The following is a 22,620-nucleotide window of genomic DNA, read 5'->3' as shown; positions in this document are numbered from 1 at the left end:
CAACCGGAAGGGGTAAACGACGACCACGGCGAAAAGTGACGGGAAGGTGAACACTCTTTAGCACCTCTAATTAAGTTAGGAGAGCCTTCCCAAAGAAGTCCTGGTCGTCGCGTACCCCCGGCAGCACCAGGAAGTAACCGCCGCCGAACGGGCTGATGTAGTCGACGAGCGGCTCGTCCTTCAGCCGGTCCTGGATCGCCTCGAACTGGCCGCGCACATCCCGCTGGTAGCAGCTGAAGATGAGGCCCATGTCGAGGTTGCCCGCCTCGTCCATGCCCCGGTCGTAGTTGAACGCGCGGCGCAGGATCCGGCCGCCCTCGCTCTGCGGGGTGCGCGGGTTGGCGCGCCTGATGTGGCTGGTCAACGGGATGACCTTGCCGACCGGGTCCTCGGCGTAGCGCGGCACGTCCTGCTCGTGGGCGCCGTCGAGCGGCGCGCCGGTGTCGCGGCTGCGGCCGAACATCTGCTCCTGCTCGGGCAGGCCGACCCGGTCCCAGAACTCCACCAGCATCCTGATCAGCCGGATCACCTGGTACGAGCCGCCGGCCGTCCAGTCCTGCCCGCCGCTCCCGTCCAGCCAGACCAGCTTGTTCATCGCGGCGGCGTCGGCCGCGTCGGGGTTGGAGATGCCGTCCCTGAAGCCCATGAGGTTGCGGGGCGTGCCGCCCGGGCGGGGCGGGCTGGAGAAGCCGCTGATCCGCCACCTGGGCTGCGCGGCGCCGCGCAGGTGGCGCGTCAGGTCGCGCAGCGCGTGCACGACGGTGTCCTCGTTGTCGGCGGTCAGCTGGACGCTGAGGTCGCCGTGACACCAGTCCGGGTCGAGGTCGTCGTTGGGGAACGTGCGCATCTGCGTCAGCCCCGGCGGCTTACGCCCGGCCAGCCCGTACCGGCCGTCGAACAGCGAGGCGCCGACACCGGCCGTGAGCGTCAGGCCGCCGCCCGGGATGTCGGGGCCGAGCACGCCGGAGTCTGCCGGCGGCGCCGCGATCCCGGCCTCCTGGGGTGCTCCCCCGCTGGTCAGCGCGCGGCCCCGGGCGGTGAGCGTACGGAACATCTCGACCAGCTCGGAGCGGCCCGAGGCGAGGACGTCGAACGAGGCGACGAGCGTCCGCCGCCCCGGCTGCTCCAGGATTCCGGCCTGGTGCGCGCCATGGAACGCCCGCGCCTTGACCCCTTCGGCCTGAGCCTCGCCCACGGCTCCGGCCGCGCCGGCCGCACCCGCCGCTCCGGGTCCGGCGACGACCCCGGCGGCCCCGGCCACGAGCGCGCCGCGCAGGAACGATCGGCGGTCGGTCATGACGTCCGCCTCGGCTCGGCGATGGTGGCCACCGAGGCCAGCAGCTCGACCAGCTTCCCGACCGTTCCGTCCAACCGTTCGCGCTCCTCACGGGACAGGTCGCCGAGCGACGAGCGTCCCTTCAGCTGCTTGTCCAGCCGGTCCATCCAGTCGTCCACCTCGGCGAGGCCGGCGAACCGGTTCTTCAGCACGGGCCGCAGCACGTCCACCGCCTCACGCGTGCCCTCCAGGTTGGCGGCGACCGATCGCAGGTCGGTGTGGCTGCCGAAGTCGACCTTGCCGGTCAGCTGGAACCGCAGCGTGTCCTCGAGGATCTCGTGCGCGCGCAGCGGCAGGTCGGCGGGGTCGGTACGTTCGTCGGCGAACTGGCCCCTGAGCGCCCGCACGTCCTTGCCCAGCTGGTCGGCGGGCCCCTTGAGCGCGGCGGCGTCCTCGCCGTGCCACAGCCCGCGCTCCAGCCGGTGGAAGCCGCTGTCGGACCCGTTGATCGCCTCGTCCAGGTCGCCGAACGTGCCGTACGCGGCGCCCAGCCGTTCATAGGACATGTGCGCGGGCGTCCACGCGGCGCGCGCGGCCCCGAGGTCGCCGCCGTCGATCGCGCTGGTCAGGGTGCCGGTCTGCGCGATGAGCCGCTTGAGCCCGTCCTCCACGTACGCGCGGTACTTCTGGGTCGGCCCGTAGAGCTCGTTCTCCGTCACCGGGACGATCGCGGGGCCGCTCGCCTCCGTGCCGCCGATCCGGGTGCGCGGCCCGGTGACCGGGTCGCCCGCGCCCTCGTCCGCGCAGCGGAAGGAGTACGTTCCGGCGCCCAGCGTCACCCGCAGGGACCTGGACGTGCCCGGGCCGATCCCCTCGAGCTCCCCGAGCACGCCGCCCGAGGCGTTCAGCAGGCTGATCTCGGCGACCGTGCTGCCGCCGTTGTGCACAACGAGGGTCTGCGGGCCCGCGTGCGGCTGGGCCCAGCCGGTCCCGCACGCGCCCACCGCGGCCTGGATCATCGGCGCGGCGGCGGCCGGGCGCGGCGCCGTGGCGGCGTCCCCGGCCCCGGCGAGCAGCAGCACCGCACCGCCCACAAGGACGACCAGGCCTGTCGAGCTCCTCACAAATCCCCCCATCGGCGACGCCACACTCTAGTCAGTCGGGGTGAAATGCTCGACGAGACTCGAATAACCCTTGTCGCCGTCCCCCTCCTCCACCGCCTTGGTCACCAGGGAAAGGTGAATTCGGGAATCGTCATGATCTGCCCGTGCAGATAGCGCGCGCCCATCGACCCGCCGGCCGCGAAGTCGATCAATGAATCACGCTGGGAACTCGACCAAGGTTGAGGTCAAAGGGTCGGCTCAGATGCTCGGCTCAGATGTTCAGCTGCTGCCGCACGGCGGCGAGCTCGCGCTGGTAACGGTCGGCGATCGACCGAACATCGGCCTCGTACCGACTGATCTGCGAATCCTCCAGTTCCTGCATCGTCTCCTCCCGCTGCTGCCAGAGGCTCCGTTGCCGCTGGCTCACCGTGGAGTTCTCGATCGCCGCCTGCCTGCGCCGGTCGGCCTGCTCGACGGCTTGCTGGTACCTCGAGAGGGCGCTCTGGTAGCTCGGTTGGAAGCGTTGCGCGATCTGCGCCTCCGCCACTTCGAACTGGGCGGTGGCCACCTTGACCCGCTCGGCCTCCCTGGCGGCGGCCTCCTGCGCGACCCGCTCCGCCTCCAGCCTGGCCGCCTCCTTCTCCGCCCTGACCTGTTCGAGGGACTTCGCGCCCGGGAGGTGACGGTGCGGCTGGGCGGGGTCGATGAACTTGCCCCTGAGCGCCGCGGTGACCTTGTCCAGGAAGCCCGCGAGGGTGGGGACGGTGTCGTTGTCGTTGATGACGTTCGAGATGACCTCCGCCCGGGACTCGGTGAAGCTGTTGTCGAGCTCCCCGACGAAGTACTTCGGCTCCTCGGCCCAGGCGACCCCCGGGCCCAGCCGGGCGTAGTACGGCGCGAGATCGGAGCCCATCTCCTCCTCGCCGACCGCCTCGCCGACCGCCGCCACGATCTTGTCGCCGACGGGGTCGCTGGTGGTGTCCCCCGTCCCCGGCGGCAGCTGGTAGTAGATCACCAGCTTGTCGTGCTTGACCGTGGTCTCGCCGGTCGGCACCTCCTTGCTGAGATAGATCTTGAACTGGCGCATGTTCGGCGAGACGAGCGGATCGTCCATCAGGGCGGCCATCTTCCCGGCCACCTTGAGCCCCGCCTCCTGCGTCTTGACGTTGACGACGATGCGCCTGGCCAGCTTGCCCAGGCCCGCGGCGCGGTCGCCGCTCGGATGGGCCTTGGTGTACAGCTTGCTCACGTTGTGAACGTGGAAGTAGTCACCCTCCTGGACCGCCTCCCGGAGCACCTGCTCGCGCTGCTCCCGTGTGGCGTTCTTCGGGAAATCGGATTCCTGGGCCTGGATGAAGATGTCGGGCCGCAGTTTGAGGAAGTCGCCGAACTCCTCATCGGTCACGGGGGTCTGGACGTACTCCGCCGTGCCCTCGCCCATCATGTTGTAGATCCGGTCCAGGCGGTCCTGGCCGCTCAGCCGGCTGCCGTCCGCCTGGTCGTAGAACGCCTCGTAGATCCGCTTCAGGGCGGCCTTGTTGGCCTCCACGCCCTGCCTCACCAGGGCCTCGTCGGTGCCGGCGGCGGAGATGGTCAACATCTGCCGCTTGGTCTTGACCCCGTCCCCCGGGACCGGCGGCAGCACCGGCGCGAGCACCGGCTCCACCAGCACGGGCGGGGCGTCGCGAGCCGGAACGACCTGCCGCGCCGGTTCCTCCGCCGTCTTGAGTGCGCGCTGGTGGGCGAGGAACGACTTGGCCTGGCCGGTCAGGTCTTCGGCAGGCGTCCGCGCCCGGCTCGGCACGGCGGGGCTGAAGGCACGGGTCAGCGCCGGGGTCAGTGCCTGAGCCCGCGCCGGGGTCCGCTGTGCCGGGGTCCGCTGCGCCGGAGCCCGTTGCGCCGGGGCTCGTTCGGCAGGCCGTGTCGCGGTGTCGGCCGGGGCGGCCTTGCGGCCGGTCTGTGCGCCGCGCACGACCACGCGCGTCGGCGGCTTGCGCGTGGGCTTCTTCTTCTTGGAGAGGAAGGCCGACTTCTTCTTGTCCCTGGGCATCGGACGCCGCCCGTCACTTGAGGCCGAGCTTGCGGCGCAGCGCCGTGATGTCCTTGCCGAAGTCCCTGTTGTAGCCGTCCATCTGGTCCTGGTACTGCTTGATCAGGAAGTCCTCCCGCTTCTTGATCACTTCTTCCTGCCGCAGGAACGCGGGGTTCTTCAGCTGAGCCTCCGACATGGTCGCGGCCAGCCGTTGCCGGCGCTCCTCGGCCCGGTCCTTGACCTCCTGCTGCTTCTTGAGCGCCTCGTTGTAGCGCGGCAGGTACTTCTGGCGAAGGAGCTTGGTCCCGGCGTCCAGCTGCGGCTTGACCGCCGCCTCCTTCTCCGCGCGCACCTGCTCCAGGCTCTTGGCGCCCGGCAGGTGGCGGTGCGGCTGGTCGGGGTCGATGAACTTGTCGCGCAGCGCGGTGGACAGCTTGGCGGTGAACGTCGCCAGGTCGGGGATCTCGTCGTTGGACTTGATGACGTCCGAGATGACCTGGGCGCGGGTCTCGGTGAAGCTGTTGTCGAGCTCGCCGACGAAATACTTGGGCTCCTCGGCGTAGGCGACGCCGTTGCCGACCCGGGCGTAGAACGGCGACAGGTCGGAGGCCAGGTCGTCGTCGGTGACCGCGTCGCCGATCGTCGCCACGATCTTGTCGCCGACCGTGTCGACGGTGTCGTCGGTCGTGCCCGGCGGCAGCTGGTAGTAGACGACCAGCTTGTCGTTCTTGACGCCCTTCGGCGGCGGGTCCTGGTCGGACAGGAAGATCTTGAACTCGCGCATGTTGGGCGAGACCAGGTCGTCGTCCATCAGGCCGTACAGCTTGTCGGCGACGCGCAGCCCCGCCTCCTGCGTCTTGACGTTGACGATGATGCGCCTGGCCAGCTTGCCCAGGCCTTCGTAGCGGCCCTTCTTGTGGGCGTCCTGGAACTTCTTGCTGTAGTTGTTCACGTGGAAGTAGTGGCTGTCGCCCTCCAGTTCGTCGGTGAGCGACTCCTCGTACTTGGCGCGGTCCTTGAACGGGCTCGGCGTCTCGACGCCCTGCGGCTTGATGAACACGTCATTGCGCGTCTTGATGAACTTGTCGAACTGCTCGGCGGTGACCTTGGTCTGGACGTACTCGGCGGTGCCCTCGCCCATCATGTTGTAGATGTTGTTGAGGCGTTCGGCGCCGCTCTGCTTGCGGCCGTCCTTGTAGAACGCGTCGTAGATCTTCTGTAGCGCGGCCTTGTTGGCGTCCAGGCCCTGCTTGATGAGCACCTCGTCGGTCCGCGAGGCCGTCACCGACATCAGCTGCCGCTTGGTCTTGACCCCGTCCCCCGTGATCGGCACCGGCCGGACCCCGGTCAGGTCGAGCTCCTCCTGCGGGGGAAGTGGCGGCGGAGGTGGCGGCACGATCGTGTCGATCGTCTCCGGCGGCGGGGGCGGCGGCACCACGTCCTCGATGGTGTCGACCGTCTGGACGGGCCGTACCGGCTCGGCCGTGGTGTCGTCCGGCGGCGACGGTGGAGGCGGCGGCGCGATGTCGGGCACGGTGTCGGGGATGGTGTCCGGCACCGGGATCGCCTGGGCCTGCTGCCTGGCCGAGTCGCGCAGCGCCTTCAGGGCGCGCTGGCGGGCGAGGAACGTCTTGGCCTGGTCGGTCAGTCCCTCGGGCGGCATCCGCGGCCCGCGCGGCGCGGCACGTTCGAACGCCTGGGGCGGCTCCGCCTGGCCTTGCGCCCTCGGCCGCGTGAGGACCTCCCCTGTCGGCGCGCCGGACCGCGCGCGCGTCGCCGTGGTCGAGGTGGCGGTCGCGGGCACCCGGCCCGTACGGGCTCCGGTGCGGTCTCCCGTCCGGCCGACCTTGATGACCCCGGGACGGTCCGCCCGCTCGGCCACGCGCGTCGCCACGGGCTTCTTGGCCGCGGTCGTCGTGGACTTGACGGCGCTGCTGGTCGGGGTCTTGCCCGCGGTCTTCGTCTGGGTGGTCTTCGTCTGGGTGGTCTTCGTCTTGGTCGTCTTCGTCTTGGTCGCGGTCGGCTTCGGGGCCGGCTTCTTCTTGGTCTTGGTCTTGGTCTTGTTCTTCTTGGTGCCGTTGCTCATCGCTCGACTCCGTCTCTGGGCGCCGGGTTACTGGGCCGCGGCCCGGTAGGAAAGGATCAGTCCGAGGTCGGCGAGCACCGACTTGTCCCCCTCGAACGTGAGCATCCAGCCCCCGACGGTGAGGCCGGGCGTGCGGAGCTGCTTGCCGTTCTCCAGTGCCAGCTGCTGGTCCCCGTTCACCAGGAACCGCGCCTGCGCAGAGGCGTCCTGAAGGTCGTAGCGGGCGTAGATCCCGGTGATCTGGCGGCCGGTGATGCCGGGCAGCTCGTCCTCGGTGATCGGCAGGTACAGCTCCGCGGAGTCGCCGGTGAGGAACTCGTTCCACGCGTCGGCGAACTCGGTCGCGACGTCGAAGTAGGCGGCGGTCGCGTACGGCTTGAGCATGCCCTTCACCGCCGTGGCGAAGGCGTCGCCGCCCTGCTGGGCCGTGTACTTCACCGTGATGGTGACGTCCACCAGGTCGCGGGGCGCGCGGCGTGCCTCCAGCCGCCACCGCGACACCGCGCCCGTTCCCTCGAACGGCACGAACCGGTCGTCGTCGTAGCGCAGTTCGAACAGGCCGTTGTTGTCCTGCCCGTCCACCAGGTCCGACAGCGCGATCTGCTGGCTGGACCGCCAGTCGCCGCGCAGCGACGCCGGCATGTCGCCCTTCGGGTCGAGCAGGTACTTCACGGCCTTGGCGTCGGCCTCCATGACGGTCTTGCTGTCGAGCTGGGTCAGGGTCGCGTTCACCCCGACCGGCCCGTCGGCGGTGTCGAACGAGACGCTGACCGTCCTGATCTGCCGCCTGAAGTGGCCCGGGAAGTCCCGGTCGAACAGCTCCTCGGGCAGCGCGAACTCGCACTTGCCGTCGTTGCGCAGCGCCAGTGCCGCCAGCGGGTCGAGCGCCAGCAGCGAGACGTGCTTGGTGATCTCCAGGTCGCGGACGGCGCCGTCGGACTGGGCCTGCGCGAGCCGGTCCAGGTCCAGCGACAGGGACTCGGCGGCCATCAGGCCGTTGCGCTTGCTGTCCCAGTACGTCGGCTGGATGAACGACCTGGTGTCGCCGCTCTCGAACTGGTAGGCGCGCTCGGCCGCCCGTGCCGTCCCGTACGCCAGCCCGTAGGTCTGGAAGTACAGGCCGGACAGCCGCCCGACCATCCACCCGTACAGCTCGGCGCCGGCGAACTTGCCGGTGAGGAACGCGGTGACCTCGGCGCCCTGCTTGATCTGCCGTTCCAGGATGTCCAGCTCCCGCTGCGCGACGACGACCTGGAGCTCGGCGGTCTGTACCTGGTGGGTGATCTGCTTGACGTCGCCCTGCGCCATGGCCAGCTGCAGCTGCCAGTCCTGCTGCTGGCTCTGCTGGTCGGCGCGGATGCCGAGCAGCTCGCCGAGCATGCCGAACCCCTCGCCGAACGACTCCGACACCTCGGCGCCGGTCCGCAGCGACTCGCCGATCTCGTCGCCGCCCTCGGAGATGCCGAGGATGAACGGGCCGATGTGGGTCTGCGGCGCCGCCGACGCGACGGCCGCGCCGATCTTGAGGATGCCGGAGGTGAAGTGCGCCGCGATCGCGGTCGACATCATCGCGATCTGGGCCTCCTGCAGCGCGGACAGCCCGTTGGCGATCTGCTGCTGGTAGTAGGCGACCCGGCCGTTCGCCGCGTCGAGCGCGGCCTGCGCCTGGCCCAGCTCCTCCCTGGCGATCTGCAGCGCGGTGGTCCGCAGATCCCGGGTCATGGTCAGGATCTCCGACTCCTGGCGGTTCTGCAGCAGCGACAGCTGCTCGGCGTCGCGGCGTTCGAACGCGCCGAGCAGGTCGCCGGCCAGGCCCTTCAGCCGGTCGGCGAGGTCGGCCGCGCGGCGCTGCAGGAACGCGAACTTGTAGGCCGGGACGGGCAGCGCCGCACCCGCGGTGATCTGGTCGATCGCCGCGCCCTTGGCCGCTCCGGCGACCAGCGCCATCACGTCCGCGGGCGGCTCGAACAGCGGCACGGGACGGCTGATGCCCATGATGTCGAGCGACGCCCTGATCTTGCGCAGGCGGTCCTCGACGCGGTCCCAGTACTCCAGGAACGCGGTGTTGTCCGGCACGTAGAAGTAGGGGTTGGCGACCCCGGCGTGCACCTCGCCCGCGCCCTCCAGCAGCGCGCCCCTGGCGGTCAGGTGCTCCACGACCGTTCCGCCGGTCGGGGGCGTATCGGCAGAGTCGACGTCGCCGTCACCATCGGTGTCGGTCGGGACCGCGTCCTCGAGCTGGTCGTAGGTGGCGGCCGGGGCGAGCGCGCGCGGGCCGAGGTTGTAGGGCCGCTCGCCGAGCAGGTCGTAGGCGGTGATGTAGAGCATCCGCGCCTCGTCGATGCTCTCCATCGTGTACTGCCGGAAGAGCATGTCGCCCCAGTCCAGCAGGTTGTCGATGTAGGCCATGACGGTCGAGCGCCGGTACGCCGCCGGGCGCAGCGCGGCGATCGCGTGCGGGTCGAACGGGTCGTTCAGGTAGGTGTCCAGCTGGGTGTCGCGGTCGCCCATCAGGCGGTACTGCCGCAGCAGCTGCCCGATCATCTCGACCCGCTCCGCGAGCCGCACCTTGGCCGGCGTGGCGGGCAGCGCGGCGACGGCGTCCCTGACGCCCTTCAGCCCGGTGCCCGCGTACCCGGCGAGCGTGGTCTCCTCCGCCTTGGTCAGCGTCCGCGCCTGCAGGAACGCGGGCGCCATCGGCTCGATCGCGGCCAGGACCAGGTTCACCTGCGTGGTGAGCGTGGCGTTCCCGATCTCGGCGAGGTCGGCGCGGCAGGCGGTGACGAGCGCGCCGACGTCCACCGCCAGGAACGGCAGGAACCGCCAGTACTGCCGCCGTTCGGTCGGGTCGAAGACGTACTCGTACCAGCCGCGCGCGTCGTCGAACCGCTGCGCGTCGTTCAGCGCCTGGGCGATCAGCAGCGGCGCGTGGAAGAAGATCTCCCAGTAGTAGAGGCCGTTGGAACTGTCGAAGTCCAGGTGCGAGCCGACCGGCACGCCCGCGTTCGCCACGCTCTGCCGGACCTTGATCGTGGTCCCGTCGGTGACGGTCGCGCTGAACTTGGGCACCTCGTCCCACTCCTGGGTGGACGGGTCGAGCAGCGCGTCCACGCCGCCGACCAGCAGCCGCCGGTTGAGCTCGGAGGCGGTACTGGAGGTGAGCCGGATGATCTCGTTCGGCCGCGCGGCGGACTCGTAGGGCTGCAGGACCCCGTCGCTCTTCGAGTAGGCCACGTACTTGGCGCCCTGGAAGATGAACAGCGTGTCGGTGCCGTCGAGCGCGCCGCCCGGTTCGGTCGGGAACCCGGCGGGCAGGCAGCGCCAGTCGCCGCCGATGGACTCCATCGCGACCTTGGTGTCCGGTTCCTTGCCCTTCTCCAGGGTCCCGTAGTTGCTGCCGCTGAAGACGTAGAAGGCGTCCTCGCGCGCGAAGACCATGTCCAGCGACTGCCCGAGCGCCTTCGGGTAGTTGGCGTCGATGAAGTCGGGGACCGTCTTGTCGGCGTTCAGCGTGTACCGGACGTACTCGGTCGAGGAGATCAGGAACAGGCTGTTGCCGTCGAGGTAGGCGGCGTTGACGATGCCGGTCGAGACGATCTCGTTCTGGCTCCTGCCGAGCAGCCTGCTCTGAATCGGCGTTCCACTGTCGATCGTGTACGTCCCGGCGGTGTTGTTGAACGCGACGGTGCTCTGCCCCAAGGGGAAGGACGGGCCCAGGATGCCGTTCTGCGGGAGGTCGGGGTTGTCGCTCACGTTCTTCGGCCAGGTGTCGGGCTTGCCGTCGGACTTGGGGTCGAGCTTGCCGTCGGTACCGAGCCGGATGTACTTGCCGCCGAAGATGATGTTCGCCTTGCCGCTGCGGAACACCACCCCGTCGATCTTGGTCGTGGCGGTCGGCACCGACCAGTCGGTGATCTGCCGTAGCGTGCCGAGCGTGCCGCTGATCGCGTAGGCGTTCTGGTCCCTGGAGTAGAAGACCTCCAGGTTCGGGGCCAGCGAGATCGCCAGGTCGATCTTGGGCCAGCCCGGCAGGTTGTCGCGGTTGCCCGCGAGCTTCTTCGGATAGTCCTTGGCGAGGACGCCGAAGCTGCTCTTGGAGTAGAGGTAGTACTCGTCGCCGGAGAACAGGAAGATCTGGTCGCCGCGCACGAGGGCGGCGTCGACGACCCCGGTCCTGGTCAGGTTGTTGGCGATGATGCCGAACGTCTCGGCGGTCGGCTTGCGCTGCTGCTGGTTGGCGACCTTGTCCGACCCGACCGAGATGAACGTCGGGCCCTTGACCTGGGTACCGTTGTCGACGCTGTTGTCGAAGAAGTAGGTCGTGGAGATGCCGTTCCTGGCCGGCAGCTGGAAGGCCGCGTCGATCCGGCTCCAGTTGGTGGGCAGGTTGTAGGGGTTGCCCGGCAGGTCGATCAGGGGCGGCGTCGCCGTCGGCCCGGCGGCGGGCCTGCACAGGAAGCTGCCGCCCTTGTGGTCGATGCTCTGCCACGGGCCGTCGGTGCTGTCGGCGGGCGCGTTGAACCGCACGACGCCGGCCGGGTCCACGGGCGTCTCGGTGGGCTCGTCGAAGATCCTCTTCAGCTCGGCGGACCGGGCCGGCGGGACGGTGACGCTCGTCGCGGGCAGCGTGTACAGCTCGGGCGTGAGCGTGTAGGCGACCGGCGGCACGTCGACCCCGACGAGGCCGGGCAGCCCGACCTTGTAGCCGAGCTGCACGACGATCGAGTCGTGCACGGACCCGCCGGGCAGGTTCCGCGACGCCTGCACGTAGAGGCCGACGTCGGTGATCTGCCCGATCTGGGCCGGGCCGCTCGCGAGCTCCTGCGCGGCCACCCACTCCCCGTTCAGGTTGCGGAAGGAGTACATGACCCGCACCCGGTACTGCGGCGGCGGCGCGGTGACCTTCTGGCCGCCGTCCTGCGCCTTGGTCGTGATCGAGGTGGTGGACAGGTCCGCCTGCGGCACGACCTGGACGACCGGCCAGAACACGAACACCCGGCCGAACGCGTGCACGGGGTCCACGCGCTCGGCGTCGATCTGGGCGTCCACCTTCTGCCACGGCTCCCAGGTGGCCGACAGCCGCTCGCCGTCACGGAACTCGGCGGAACGGAAGTAGTAGCGGCGCGGCTCGGTCCGCGTACGGCCGAACAGCACGAGCTTGCGGTGGTTGGCGGGCGCGCCGTCCTCGGTGTAGACGTAGCCGCCCGCGATGGCCAGCCGCGAGACCTCGGTGTACTCGTCGAGGTAGCGCTTGTAGGCCGCCTGGACCGCGTCCTGGGTGATCTCGTTCTGCAGGAGGTCGTCCTCCAGCGACTTGAACGCGGGGGTCTTCTGCGGGCGCAGCTCCGGCCGGATGTAGTTCTCGGGGTAGAGGAAGACCTTCCGGTTGGCCTCCCAGATCCGGTAGTTCTTCATCCACGCCCACCAGGTCTTCACCTGGGCCCTGACCTCGTCGGGGTCGGCGCCGTCGCGGAGCCGGACGTCCTCCAGGTCGAGCAGGTAGCGGTGGATGTAGAGCTGCGTGGCGGCGATCGCCTCGCGCACCCGCGAGGTCGTGCCCTCCTTGCCCATGTCGACGTCGATCAGGTACTGCTCGAACAGCTGCCGCGAGGTGGTGTCGTGCGGCATGAGCGCGGCGAGCAGCGCGTCGCGCCTGGCCACGTTCAGGTCGTTCTGCAGCTGGACCTTGATCTTCGCCCAGTCGGCCGGGCTGTTGTTCCTCTCCAGGAGTGCGTACAGCTCGTCGGCCGGCGCGGTGATGTCGGGCAGGTCGGTCGGCCCGGGTGGGGTCGGCGGCGGCAGGTAGAGCTTGCTCCAGACGGCGTCGTAGATCTCCGACGGGCCCGTTCCGAACTTCCGGACGGTCGCGAAAAGGTCGACGAGGGCGAGCAGGAACTCGATCTCGACCTCTTCCTCCTCGGCGGTGCCCACGGTGATCAGGCCGCTGTTGCGGCGCGCCCAGCGGATCTCGCCGACGTCCCAGCCGAACGTGTCGCCCAGGTACTGGTACGGGTCGTCGGTGCCGGTGACGAACAGGTCCGCGAGGCCCTCGGGCTTGGAACGGACGAGGTCGACGAAGCGGACGATCGTGTGCAGGTCGCTGATCCGGTAGTCGGACACCCCGGCCCAGCGGTGCCGGAAGTCCTGCGGGAACGTCTCGTCCACCTCGGTGAGGTCGTCGCCGGAGTAGCGGACGTACTCGCCGCCCTTGGAGAGGTAGGTGCGGCCCTCGAAGGAGAACGCGCCGTCCGGGCCGTCCTCGAAGTCCTGCGGCAGGTCGCCCCAGTCGTCCTCGACCGTGCGCGGGAAGCCGGGGTCGACGTACCCGAACGCGCCCTCAGGCATGTTCTCGCTTGTGCTGCTTGAGGAACTGCTTCCTGCGGAGTAGCGGACGTACTGGCCACCGGCGAAGGCGTAGAGGTCGCCGTCCGCCGACACCAGCGCGGCGTCCAGGCGCCCGGGTGTGGCCGTGAACGCGTTGCGGACCTTGCCCCAGAGCGCGGTGATCGGCTGCGCCCCCGAGTCGGTGAGGTACTGCTTGTCCTTGAACAGGTAGGCCTTGTGGTCGGGGCCCCGGAACGCCGCGTCGATGCCGTCGTAGAACGGCGGCGGCAGCGGCGACGGGACGTCCAGGTCGGTCCGCAGGTCGTCCAGGGACTTGGGGTAGCCGTCGTCGACGTAGGAGTAGTCGCTCGTCGAGTAGCGGACGTACTGGTCCCCCGCGAAGAGGAGGACCTTCCGGTCTGCGACCAGCGCCGCGTCGATCTTGTTGCCCGCCAGGATCGTGTTGCGGACCCGGCCGAGGGCGGTGAGCGGATAGGTCGTGGCCGCGTCGGGCGACACCGCGTGGCAGGAACCGCCGATCAGGATGAGGATCGTCCGGTCGTTGCCGATGACCGCGTCGGGCGGCCCGTCCAGCGCGTCCTCGAACGTCTCGGGCAGGTTGCGGAACGGGTCCTCCTGGCGGAGGTTGACGGCCGTCTTCTTCGGATAGCCCGGGTCGATCGCCGTGTAGTCGTCGCCGCTGTAGCGCACGTAGTGGTCGCCGGAGAACAGGTAGGTCTGCTCCCCCATCCACACGAACGCGGCGTCGATGCCGGCGTCGCCGGTCACGAACGGGTTCTTGGACAGGCCCCACCGCTCGCGGATGGCCTCGCGCGGACCGAACGCGTGGTCGGCGAAGCGCGCGTAGGTGTCGCCGTAGAAGAAGTAGGTGGCGCCGTCGAGCGAGGTAAAGGCCGTGTGGAGGTGGTCAGGGTCGTCCAGGCCCGCACCGAAGCCCGGCCAGAGCCGTTCGATCGGCCGGACCATCGACCAGTGATCGGTCGGCGGGTTGTAGGAGACGCACTCCTCCCCGCTGAGCAGGATCATCGTCTGGCCCTCGAACAGCACCGCGTCGGGGAACGGGAAGCCGCCCGGGGCGTCGAAGTGCGCGTCGTCGGTGATGGCCGGGTAGTCCTCGTCGGGTGTGGTGTAGTCGGCGCCCGAGTAGGCGACGTAGCGCATCGTGCCGGTCTCGTCGGGCCGCTCGAACAGGTAGGTCACGCCGTCCTGGACGTAGGCGAGCCGGACGCTGGTGAGCCCGCCCCAGCTGTCGGCGATCGGCTTCGGATCGCCCTCGATGGTGGTGTCGAGCGTGGGCGTTCCGGCGCTGGTCGGTGCTGTGCTGGTCGGTGCTGTGCTGGTCGGTGCTGTGCTGGTCGGTGCTGTGTACGAGATGAACTGGTCCCCCGCGAACAGGTAGGTCTTGCCGTCACGCCCGACGAACGCGGCGTCCACCGCGTTCTCCTGGTAGACGGTGTTGCGCGGCCTGCCCCACTCCTCGGCCAGCGGGTAGGCGCGGTTCAGCTGGGTGTTGAAGCACTGCGCGCCCTTGAAGATGTAGACGTTTCCGTCGGCGCCCATCAGGACCGAGTCGAGGTCGGTGCGGTAGTTCTCGGGAACGGTGCGGAGCGTGCGCGGGCGGAAGCCGGACGCCGCCACAGCGCCTCCCACGATGCCGCCTTCGAGGGCGGAACGCTTCGTCCAGCCGTTGTCGCCCTCGAAGTAGGCGCCCTCGACGACCACGGTGCCGTCCTCGATGAACGCGCAGTTCACCTGGTCGAGCCCGAGGTCGTCGTACTTGCGGTAGGTGCTCGCGGAGACGGCGTGCATGCTGCCGCCCGTGAACAGGTAGACCGTGCGCCGGTCGGCGAACGCCGCGTCGATCCGTTCAGGCGCGGTGTTGCCAGAAGCGTCCGAGTCCGCGAACAGGTCCAGGTCGTCGATCGCGGCCATGCCGGGCTCGGAGTCGAGATCGTCGATCAGGCGCGGGTAGCCGGGATCGACATGGGCGTGGTTCGCGCCGGTGTAGCGGACGTACTGGTCCCCTGAGAACAGGTAGGTGTAGGAGTTCAGCACGTCGACGCCGTCGATCTTCTCGATGATCTCCCTGATCAGGGCGGCGTCGACGGTCCCGGTGCGCTGGATGTCGTTGCGGACGTTGTCCCAGTGGCCCGCGACGTTCTCGGGGAACCCGTCGTCGACCTCGGTGTAGTCGCGCGTCGAGTAGCGGACGAACCGGTCGCGGTAGAACAGGTAGGTCGCGCCGTCATGGCCGACGAACGCGGCGTCCACCGCGTCGAACGGGATGCTGTCCCAGTGCTGGGCCAGCGACATCGGCTCCGACCACCAGCGGTGCCGCGCGTCGAAGCGCACGAACGTGCCGCCCGCGAACAGGTAGGTGTGCTCGTCGCGTGCGGTGAAGACCGCGTCGACCGGGCCGAGCTGCATGCCCGCGGGCATGTTCCACCAGTTGTCCGACAGCGGCTTGGGGAAGCCGCGATCGGGCGTGCGGTAGTCGTTGCTCGAGTAGCGGACGTAGAAGCGCGAACCGTCGCCGTAGGCCTTCATGCGCAGGCCCTCGGCCCTGACCTTGACGGTGATCCCCTCGACCGTGGTCAGGGTCCACTCGGGAGTCTTGCCCGTGAGACCCGTGAGGGTCAGGCCGTGCTCGGCGAACCGGTTGACCAGCGCCGGGGTGAGGGTGCCGTTGGTGCTTCCCGTGACGTCGTCGTACAGCTCCTCGGGCAGCTCGAACAGCATGCCGCCCGCACCGAACAGGTAGGTGGCACCGTCCATGACGAACGAGGCGTCCACGCTGGTGAGGCCCGCCCAGTCCTTGGCGATCGACTGCGGGTACCCGGGGTCGACGGCCGAGTAGTCGTCGGTCGAGTAGCGCAGGTAGGTCGTACCGCTGAACAGGTAGGTGGAGCCGTCGAGGCCCGCGAGCGCCGAGTCGACCTTCCCGGACGGGAGGACGCCGCTGAGGATGCCCCAGCGGGATTCGGTGGCGACGTCGATGAGGCCGTCGTCGGGCAGCGTGATCGTCCGGCCGTTCCGGAACAGGTGGCGGCGGCCCTGCGCGTCGGTGAAGCCCGCGTCGATGCCGCTCTCGAACCGCGGCGGCACGTCCTCGATCTTGCGCGGGTAGCCCTCGTCCACGTGCACCTCGGCGTTCTCGACGCTGTCGGAGTACTGGACGGTCTGGCCGCCGGCGAACAGGTGCACGGCGGACGGCGAGGCGTAGGCCGCGTCGAGCCGTTCCAGATCGTCGAAGGCGGAGCGGACCAGGCCCCAGCCCGCCGCGTCACCGGAGATCACGTAGATCGTGCCGTCGGGCGCCTGGAACGCGTCGGTCGGGCCGGCGAGCGCCTGGTCGAGGCCCTCGCGTTCGCGCCACTCGGAGATCGGGCGCGGGTAGCCCTCGTCCACCTCGCTGTAGTCGGGCGGCGTCTGGCCGGACGCCGAGTAGCGGACGTACTGGTCCCCGGCGAACAGGAACGTGCGCCCGTCGGAGTCGGCGAAGGCGCCGTCGATCCGTGCCGGGTCGGTGAAGGCGTTGCGCACCTGGCCCCAGATCTGCTCCTTGGGCGCCCAGCGGGTCGCGCCGTGGTCGCGGGTGAACGCGCGCGAGACGCCGTCCGACCCGTGCCCGATGATCCACTCGACGCCGGACGGCAGGGTGAACGCGGCGTCGATCTCGGTCAGGCCGGCGAAACGCGGCGACAGCTCGTTCAGCTGCTTGGGCGTACGGCTCGCCAGGGCATAGCTGTGCGCGTCGTAGGTCCAGTAGCTCGTGCCCGCGAAGAGGTAGACCTTGTCGTCCCAGCCTTCGAGCAGGGCGTCGAAGCGCTGCATGCCGGGCGGCATGGCCAGGTTCTCGGGGAACTTGCCGACCAGGTCCTGGTCGGCGAAGACGGCGGCGGTCTCGACCGGGTCCAGGCCGAGCTTGGCGGCCAGCAGCGCGAAGCGGCGGATCCGGCGGTGGCACAGCTTGAGGTGCGGGTCGGTGAGGTCGTCCGTCAGTACGGGCGCGACGAGGACGTCCAGCGCTTCCTCGGCGCCGCCGGTGATGGCCTCGCAGATCGCCGCGGCCGTGGCGGTGGGCACGCCGTACACGTCGGCGGCCACGCCGTACAGCGCCTGGTGCTGCTCCTCGGCGCGCTGGTCGAGCAGGCCGACGATCTCGTTGACGGCGCCCGCCGTCTCGCCCGCGACCGCGTGGAGCAGGAAGAACACGTCCTGCGTGAAGTCCTCGAAGCCCGGCAGGTCGTAGGCGAGCGCGTTGTTGACGTTCCGGAAGTAGGCCAGCCGGTCCTCGGCGACGGCCAGCCCTGCGGTGAGGTCGCCCGCCTCCACCAGCAGCGTGAGCAGCGCGTCGCGCTCGTCCTCATCGAACCCGAGGTCCATGATCGCCGCGGGGTCGAGGCGGTAGGGCTTCTCGTCCTCCAGCACCACGCCGATCTGCGCGAAGACCGTCGCCTCCTCGACGTCGGTGAAGCCCTGGCCGAGCTCGACCGTTCCGGCCGGGTCGGCGAACAGCTCCTCGTCGGCGACCCGGCCGCCGTCGGTGTAGACGCCGTCCAGCGCGGTCATCACGCGCGCCGCCATGACCTCGTCGGCGAGCTCGGCGAAGTCGTCCAGGGTGAGGGTGCTGAGCTCGGTCCGGTACGCGGCGATCTGGCTCTGGATCGCGTCCAGGATCGCCGCACGCTGCGGATAGAACTCCAGCGCGACCGAGAACTCCTGCACGGACAGGTCCAGGAACGCGGCCATGTCGGTGAAGTAGCCCTCGTCGTCCAGGTAGCCGTTGAACATCAGGCTCGACGTGAGCGCCTCGAGCCGCGCGTCGGTGAACCGCAGGTCGGCGAAGATGTCGGTGTCCAGTGGCACGGTGTTCTCGTCGAACGCCGTGAGCCGCGCGTCCAGCAGGTCCTGCACGGGCCCGGCGGCGTCGTCCAGGCGCGCGTTGACCTCGAACAACGCCTGGTTGTCCGGCTCCAGGAAGAAGTCGGGGTCGATGAGGTCGCCCTCTTCGGCCAGGTAGCCGTTGAAGACCAGGTTGTCGTACAGCTCGGTCTGCAGGTCCGGCGCGAGGCCGAGGTCGGCGAGGTCGGACGGGTAGAACGCGGCGGTGCCGTTGACGACCGCGCCGATCATCTTGAACAGGATCTCCTGCAGGCCGCTGAAGTCGTTCGCCAGCCGCAGGTCGTCGGTCGTGTCGATGGCGAGCAGGCCGTCGGCCTGGAGCACCCCGAGCCGTACGAGATTGCCGTAGATCTTCGTCTGCAGCCGGTCGCCGAGCCCCAGCCCGTAGAAGTCCTCCGGGACCACGACGCCGAGGTCGGTGACGCCGTCGTAGGCGGCCGCGGCGGCGACGTCCGCCTCGATCCGCAGCAGCCGGTCGTCGGCCGGCGACACCACGCCGTTCTTGTACGCGGTGAGAACGTCGTGCACGACCTTGGCGGCCCGTTCACCGAACCGGTCCGAGGTCAGCAGGGCCGGCGCGAACGCCACGCCGTCGAACGCGTCCTCAACCCCCTGAGCGAGCGCGTCGAGGCTGTCGTCGGCAGTGGCTTCGGGTCGTCCGCCGAGAATCGAGGTCAGGTCCTCGCCGCTGAACCCGTCGCGCTGCATCCAGGCGACGGCCGCGAACAGCGTCTGTGCCAGCCATAGGCTCTCGGCGGGCTGCCCGCCCTCCAGGATCTTGAAGCAGTCCGCGACGCCGTCCGGCGGCGCCCCGATCACCGGGAAGGTGGTGTACCTGCGCTGCGACGGGTCGCTCTCCAGCGCCACGAGCACGTCGAACAGCTCGTCCGCCATGATGCCGAGCGCGCTCGCCAGCTGCCCCGCCCGGTGCAGCAGCCCGATCGCCGGCAGCCCCGTGTCACCGCGGTCGAACGGGCTGAACTCCGCGTCCGCGTACCGCTCCCGGTACCTGCGCACGATCGCGACGATCTCGCTCTCCGCCACGTTGATCTGCCCGGCGAGCCGGAACCGGTAGTCCTTGTTGCGGTCGGCGAGGATGTCGCCCGCGCACCCCTGCACCTCGTCGGCCTCGATCGGCACGACCAGCCGGCAGACGTCGGTCACCGTCAGATCGTGCTCGCGCCGCAGCCGCACCACCGCCGCCAGCGCCCGCACGGCGGGCTTGTCGATCCCGCCGCCGCAGTAGGTGTCCACCGTCAGATCGAGATCGGTGATGCTGAGCCCGGTCATCCGCGTCAGCCTGATCAGCCGGTTCGCCCGATCGAACCATGTGATCTTGTCCGCCGCCTTGACCCCGGTGGGCCACGCGAGCTTCGTCCCGTCCGCCGAGACCGTCACCGGCGGGCTGGCGGTGACCAGCTCGCGCAGCTCGTCGCCGTTCAGCCCCAGCGCCTCCGCCAGCCGCTCGGTCCCCTCCAGCTCGTCCAGCGAGCCCGCGCCGTACGCCGCCGCCAGATCCTTGGCGCTCGTCACGGCACTCGTGACGACCTTGACGTCGTCCCAGGACATCCGCAGGTACTCGCGCGCCAGCAGATCGTGGTCCACCGTCGCGGCGAACAGCCGGTAGAGCTCCTCGGGCGTGACCTGCAGCAGGTCGAGGTACTGCTGGAGACGCGCGTTCTGCAGCGAGAACGGGAGGCCGAGCGGATGCGTCCGCGTCCTTAGCACCTGGTACGGCGGCGACGTCGCCCCGACGATCGCCTCGAGCACCTCGTTGACGATGTCGAGGTACGGCGTCTCGACGTAGGTGTTGTCGTGGTCGAGCAGCACCTTCTTCAGCCCTGGTCGCCGCTCCAGCAGTTCCGGCCGGTCGAACGTGCCCTCCAGCAGCGCCAGCAGGTCCACGAAGTAGGCGGCCGGCGAGTACACCGAGCGTGCGTCGTCGTCCCCCCTGAAGTCCAGTTCACCGAAGAGCTCCGCGTAGGCAGGGGAAGACTCGTCTCGCAGCACCAGGGCCTCCAAGCACTCAAAGGTGCCTCATCGTTACCTGGCGCTCGTACAACCGGAACCGGCCGACAGCCGAAATGAATTCCGTTCACAAATTGCGTCCGCCGAAACCCGCCCCCACAGATCATCGGCGCCAAATCCCCCGCCATTTAGGTCAGCGCAAACCCAACCCTATCCCCCCTGACCATGCCCCTCACCCCTCGAGGATTCGGCGCCACCCGGCCGGATCAGGCCTTCTTCCGGTTCCCTGTACTCCGATACAGACGAGCGTCGCACCCCACCTCTGGTTCACCACCCACCACACCCCTTTAACGGCCATAGGGGATCACCAGCGGTTGTGCACCTCTTCGGCCCAACCCGTCAGCCCATCGAGATCAATCCAGGCGCCCTCATCCGTTTGGGCCCGTCCGATGAAATGGCCGAAACACTGTTCGGTCCGATTGCCGACCAGCCCCAGTTCCGTCCGCGCCCGCCGCACATGGAACGGCCTGAACTCGACCTCCACCCGAGCCCCGCTGATCCGCCACGGCTGCTCCCACGTCAGCTCGTCATGGATCTTGTGCAGCCGCCCGTCCACGAACAGCCCGTTCTCCGTCATGCCCGTGCCGTCGGTCCACTGCCCACCCAGCTGAATCGCCCGTCCCCCACCAGGTTCGCTCCCCGCGGCCCAATTCCACCTGACCGAGTACGGCCATTTCCCCCGCCCGTGATCCAGCACCGCGAACGCGTCCTCGACCACGAACTCCCGCCCATGCACCTTCAACCGCCCCGTCACCGGCCGGCCCAAGTCCTTAACCGTGTATTGAAACCTCTTCGTTCCCCACGGAACCACCACTCCCAGCGACTCATGCCCCTCCGGCAAAGCCACCTCCACGTCCACCATCACCCCAGGCGCCACCGCCCGAATCCGCGTACCCCCGTCCCCATTCCGAATCTCAATCCGCACACCCCCACCCCGCACCGCCGCCGTCCCGACCCCACTCCGATCCGGCATCACCACCCCCCGTGCAAACGGCACGGCAACATCCTTGCTCGTCTCTACGCCGGACTCCCGGTCCAGCACGTACACCCCATAAACCCCCGCATAATCCAGCGACGAAGCCACCAGCCCCACAATGTGCGTAGGCGTGACGATCCCCCAGTACTCCCACCGCTTAACCCGCCCCCACCCCCGCAAATTAGCCCGATGCAACGGCCGCCGAGTCCAGCCCACCGCCCCCGGATTAAGCCGCCCATCAGCCAGACAAAGCTCAACGCCCTCAGTGATCTCCTGTTCCACCCCGCGAGTCTCCCACCACCCCCGCCCGTCCCCACGCCCATCACCCGCCCGTCCCCACGCCCATCGCCCGCCCGTCCGCCGCTTGGCCAGCCAGCTGCGGTCCAGTGATGGCTGAAAGGCCGAACCGCAGCGACAGTGAAGGAAGAGCGAGCAACTCGGGCTGCTGTTCGTGTGCGGGCAGGCGCGAGGCGGGTTCTTTCTTAGGCACGCTTCGCGCGGAGTGCGGTAACGGTCTCCCCTCCCCCTGGCCAGCGCCCGAGTGCGGGTTGGCGGTGTCTAAAGACAGAAAGTCCAGCACCGATGAAGGGCGGGCAGGGGTTGAGCGTGCTGTTCGGGCGCGGATCACGCGTGGCCAGGTCTCAGACCATGGCGCGCTTCGCGCAGGTGGCGGCACCGGTCGCTCCTTCCGCCGGGGCCTGTTGCCCGACTGCGGATTGAGCGATGGCTGAAGGCCTAAGAACTCAGCGACGAAAAGCGCCGGTGAGAGCCTGGGCTGTGCTGCTCCAGTGCGGGCAAGCACGTGGCTGAGGTTCAGACTTGCAGCGCGCTTCGCGCGGGATGCGGCAGCGGTCACCCCTTCCGCTCAGGCTGCTGCCCGACTCCGGGTAGGCGATGGCTAAAGGCCGAAAAGCTCAGCGACGAAGAAGGTGGGCAGATAGCTGGGGTCGTCGCTCGAGCGCGGGCTGGCGCATGGCTGAGGCTCAGACCAGAGCGCGCTTCGCGCGGGTGCCGGCAACGGTCACCCCTTCCGTTGCGGTCGCTGCCCGACTGCAGGTCAGCGATGGCTAAAGGCCGAAAAACTCGGCGACGAAGAAGGTGAGCGAATGGCTCGGGTTGCTGTTCGGAGGCGGCGGGGCGGGCGCGGGGCCGGGGGTTGCTGTTCGGGTGCGGGTTGCGCCCGGCGGGGGTCTCAGACCTTGGCGCTCCGCGCGAACAGCGGCAACGGTCACCCCTTCCGTTACAGTCGCCGCCTGACTACCGGTCAGTGGTAGCTGAAGGCCGAAAACTCGGCGAGGAGGAAGGTTGGGTGGGTGGCTGGCTGAGGCTGTCCTTCAAAGGCGGGTTCGTGCATGGCTGGGCCCCGAGCCTTGGCGCGCTTCGCGCGGAAAGCGGCAGCGGTCACCCCTTCCGCTGCGGTTGCTGCCCGGCTGCGGGCCTGTGATGGCTAAGGCCGGAAAGCTCAGCGACGAAGAAGGTTGGGCGAATGGCTGAGGTCGTCGTTCGACTGCGGGGTGCGCGTCGTTGGAGTCTCAGACCTCGGCGCGCTTCGCGCGGACGGCGCCGACGGTTACCGCTTCTGCTGGGCTGGTGATCGGCTTCAGGCGATCACTGGGCTGGGCTCGAGCCCTGCCGCGCTCTGAGCGGGATGCGGCAGCGGTCACCCCTCCATTAGGTCTGTGGCCCGACTTCGAGCCGCTGAAGGCCAGAGGACTCAGCGACGAAAGAGGCGTCCGGTGGCATGGCAAGGGCGGCTGTCCGGGCGCGTGGTCAGCGCCATGTTGGGGGTGAAGCCCCAGGCGCGGGCGCGCCCCCGCGCGGGAAGCGGCAGCGTCACCTTCCGCTGCGGCTGATGCCCGACTGCGGGAC

General features: G+C 69.4%; 6 protein-coding genes. All 6 read right to left on the bottom strand.

What is annotated here, in order from left to right:
• Positions 1–70: 70 nt before the first annotated feature.
• A complete protein-coding gene (efeB, locus tag J4573_RS31595) occupies positions 71–1,297 on the bottom strand; it encodes an iron uptake transporter deferrochelatase/peroxidase subunit (RefSeq protein WP_208259585.1) in 1,227 nt (408 codons plus the stop codon).
• Entirely contained in the window at positions 1,294–2,400 is a 1,107-nt protein-coding gene (locus tag J4573_RS31590; protein WP_208259584.1) for an EfeM/EfeO family lipoprotein, read from the bottom strand. The genes efeB and J4573_RS31590 overlap by 4 nt, the downstream gene beginning before the upstream one ends.
• Positions 2,401–2,650: 250 nt before the next feature.
• Positions 2,651–4,429: a T3SS effector HopA1 family protein gene (locus J4573_RS31585; RefSeq protein WP_208259583.1), complete on the bottom strand. Its 1,779-nt coding sequence runs from the start codon at positions 4,427–4,429 to the stop codon at positions 2,651–2,653.
• A gap of 13 nt (positions 4,430–4,442) precedes the next feature.
• Positions 4,443–6,497 carry a T3SS effector HopA1 family protein gene (locus J4573_RS31580; RefSeq protein WP_208259582.1) on the bottom strand — a complete coding sequence of 685 codons (2,055 nt, stop codon included), beginning with the start codon at positions 6,495–6,497 and terminating at the stop codon, positions 4,443–4,445.
• A 27-nt stretch (positions 6,498–6,524) separates the two neighbouring features.
• On the bottom strand, positions 6,525–19,757 hold the full coding sequence (locus J4573_RS31575; protein ID WP_208259581.1) for a Tc toxin subunit A-related protein: 13,233 nt from the start codon (positions 19,755–19,757) through the stop codon (positions 6,525–6,527).
• 322 nt (positions 19,758–20,079) lie between these two features.
• The gene (locus tag J4573_RS31570; RefSeq protein ID WP_208259580.1) at positions 20,080–21,033 is read right to left on the bottom strand and encodes a DUF2804 domain-containing protein; all 954 of its coding nucleotides are present in this window, start codon (positions 21,031–21,033) and stop codon (positions 20,080–20,082) included.
• Positions 21,034–22,620 lie beyond the last annotated feature (1,587 nt).

The organism is Actinomadura barringtoniae (genome assembly GCF_017573505.1).
Lineage (GTDB): Bacteria > Actinomycetota > Actinomycetes > Streptosporangiales > Streptosporangiaceae > Spirillospora > Spirillospora barringtoniae.
This window is presented reverse-complemented; position numbering and strand designations above follow the sequence as displayed.

What these genes read in the sequence shown, in the direction of transcription:
- efeB (WP_208259585.1), bottom strand. Translation starts at nt 1,297, where the DNA reads ATGACCGACCGCCGATCGTTCCTGCGCGGCGCGCTCGTGGCCGGGGCC.
- J4573_RS31585 (WP_208259583.1), bottom strand. Translation starts at nt 4,429, where the DNA reads ATGCCCAGGGACAAGAAGAAGTCGGCCTTCCTCTCCAAGAAGAAGAAG.
- J4573_RS31580 (WP_208259582.1), bottom strand. Translation starts at nt 6,497, where the DNA reads ATGAGCAACGGCACCAAGAAGAACAAGACCAAGACCAAGACCAAGAAG.